Source organism: Duganella sp. Root1480D1 (assembly GCF_001427305.1).
Lineage (GTDB): Bacteria > Pseudomonadota > Gammaproteobacteria > Burkholderiales > Burkholderiaceae_D > Rugamonas.
Genome location: NZ_LMFZ01000038.1, coordinates 1 through 2794, shown reverse-complemented (window position 1 = coordinate 2794; position 2794 = coordinate 1). Strand labels below are relative to the sequence as shown.

The window sequence follows — 2794 nt, the reverse complement described above, 5'->3', positions numbered from 1 at the left end:
CAACTACGGACCGACCGAAGCCACCGTGAATGCGACGGCTATGGCTTACGACGCCGCCAGCACCCTGCCGGCTGGCGAAGTGCCGATCGGGCGCCCGATTGCCGGGGTGCGGGTGCACCTGCTCGATGCGCGCCTGCAACCGGTGCCGGTCGGGGTGGCGGGCGAGCTGCATATCGGCGGCGCCGGGGTGGCGCGCGGCTACCTGCACCGGCCGGAACTGACGGCCGAGCGCTTCATTGCCGACCCGTTCCTGCCCGGCGCGCGGCTGTACAAGACCGGTGACCTGGCGCGCTACCGGCCCGATGGCGAGATCGAATACCTGGGGCGCAACGATTTCCAGGTCAAGCTGCGCGGCTACCGCATCGAGCTGGGCGAAATCGAGTCGCGCCTGGCCCAATGCGAGGGGGTGCGCGCAGCGGTAGTGTTGTTGCGCAACGACGCTGGCGGTGCGCGCCTGGTGGCTTACCTGCAACCGCTGCCGGACGCCCAATTGCAGGCGGACGCATTGCGCCAGGAACTGTCGCGGCACCTGGCGGACTACATGTTGCCGAGTGCCTTTGTCGCCCAATTGCAGGCGGACGCATTGCGCCAGGAACTGTCGCGGCACCTGGCGGACTACATGTTGCCGAGTGCCTTTGTACTGCTGGAGCAGTTCCCGCTCACGCCAAACGGCAAGCTGGATCGCCAGGCGCTGCCTGTCCCCGGCCAGGAGTCACTGGCCGGCGCCACCTACGAGGCGCCCCAGGGGACACTGGAAAGCGCGCTGGCCGCGATCTGGCAGGATTTGCTGGGCGTGCCTCGCGTCGGCCGCCACGACGACTTTTTCAGCCTGGGTGGCCATTCGCTGCTGGCGGTGGCCCTGACCCAGCGCATGCTCGGCGCCGGTCTGGCCGTCAGCATTGCGACGCTGTTCCAGCGGCCCACCATTGCGCAACTGGCGGCGCACAGCGGGTCGGCCGCCACCGATGCAGCAGTACCGGAAAACCGTATCCCGCCGGGTGCGCGCGCTATCGTGCCGGACATGTTGCCGCTGGTGCAGCTCACCCAGCGCGAAATTGACCACATCACCGCTGCAGTTCCGGGCGGGGCCGCCAATGTGCAGGACATCTACCCATTGACGCCGATGCAGGAAGGGATGATGTACCACAGCCTGCTGGCCAGCGAAGGCGACCAGTACTTGTCGCAGACCTTGATCCGCTTCGACGACAAGCCGCGCCTGGATGCCTTCATGGCGGCGCTGCAGCAAGCGGTGAGCCGTCATGACATTCTGCGCACGGCGATCCTGTGGGCCGGCCTGCCGCGACCGGTGCAGCTGGTGTTGCGGGACGCTGAGCTTTCGCTGCACGTCCTGGAAAGCAGCGGCGACGGCCGTGGCGCAGCCGAGCGCCTTACGCAGCAGTTCGACATGCGCAACTTCAACCTGGCGCTGGGCGAGGCGCCGCTGCTGTTTGCAGCCGCGGCGGAAGACCAGGCGTCTGGCCGCTGGGTGCTGCTGTTGTTGGTTCATCACATCATCATGGACCACGTCTCGCAGGCGCAACTGATCGAAGAACTGCTGTCGACCCTGGCCGGGCAACCGCTGCCGCCCGCGATGCCATTCCGCGGCTTCGTTGCGCGCACCTTGGCATACCAGGACGATGACAGCCACAAAGCCTATTTCCGCAATTTGCTCGCGGGAGTCGACGAGCCGACAGCACCGTTTGGCATCGTCCAGGTACAGGATGACTCGTCGCCGGTGCGCGCCGGCGCGCTGCTGCCGCCGGCGCTTGCGCAATCGATCCGCGACACGGCGCGCCTGCACCGGGTCAGCCCGGCCGCCATCTTCCACCTGGCGTGGGGCCTGGTGCTGTCGAAGCTGAGCGGTCACGAGCAGGTGGTGTTCGGAACGGTCATGCTCGGCCGCATGCAGGACAACGCCGGCGCCGAACGGGCGCTGGGCATGTTCATCAACACGCTGCCTTTGTGCCTCAACGTTGCTGGCGGAGGGGTACTCGAACAGGTACGCGATTGCCATGCCGCGTTGTCGGAACTGGCCCGCCATGAGCACACTCCGTTATCGCTGGTGCAGCGTTGCAGTGGCGTACCGGCCGGCGTGCCCTTGTTCCCGGCGTTGATCAACTTCCGCCATTCGGCTGTGCGGCCCGAAGCGGAGCAACAGCGCGTCGCCGCCGGTTTCGAGCTATTGTCGTCGGAGGAAAGCGGCAGCCATCCGTTTACCGCGTATGTCGACGACCTGGAGCAGGCCTATCATCTTGAAGTGGAGGTGCCGGCGGGAATCGATGCGGAGCGCGTGCACGGTTACCTGCTGGCTGCCCTGGAGGGACTGGTGGCGGGGCTGCGCGACGAAGCTACGGCACGGGCGTGCGATCTTGCGCTGATGTCCACGGACGAATCTCGCCGACTGCTGCATGACTTCAATGCCACGGCACGCGCCTACCCTGCCGAAAGCCTGGTGCATGCCGAGTTTGCGCGGCTGGCAGCGGCACAGCCGCAGGCGCCCGCCCTGCTCGGCGAGCAGGGTTCGGTCTCCTATGGCGAATTGAATGCCCGCGCCAACCGCCTGGCGCACTACCTGCGCGCGCTGGGCATCGGGCCCGATGCGCGCGTCGGGCTGTGCCTGGAGCGCGGCGCCGACATGATTGTGGCGATGCTGGCCGTGCTAAAAGCCGGCGGCGCCTACGTGCCGCTGGACGCGAGCTATCCGGCCGAGCGGCTGGCCTTCATGCTGGCCGACAGCGCGCCGGCGGTGCTGCTGACGACGGCGGCGCTGGAAGACGTGCTGCCGGTGCAAAGC

1 protein-coding gene is annotated in these 2794 nt (G+C 67.4%); it reads left to right on the top strand.

Annotation, left to right across the window (positions count from 1 at the left end):
• Positions 1–2794 (top strand): condensation domain-containing protein (locus ASD58_RS22930; RefSeq protein ID WP_156401442.1); only part of this gene is annotated, 2794 nt, incomplete at both ends.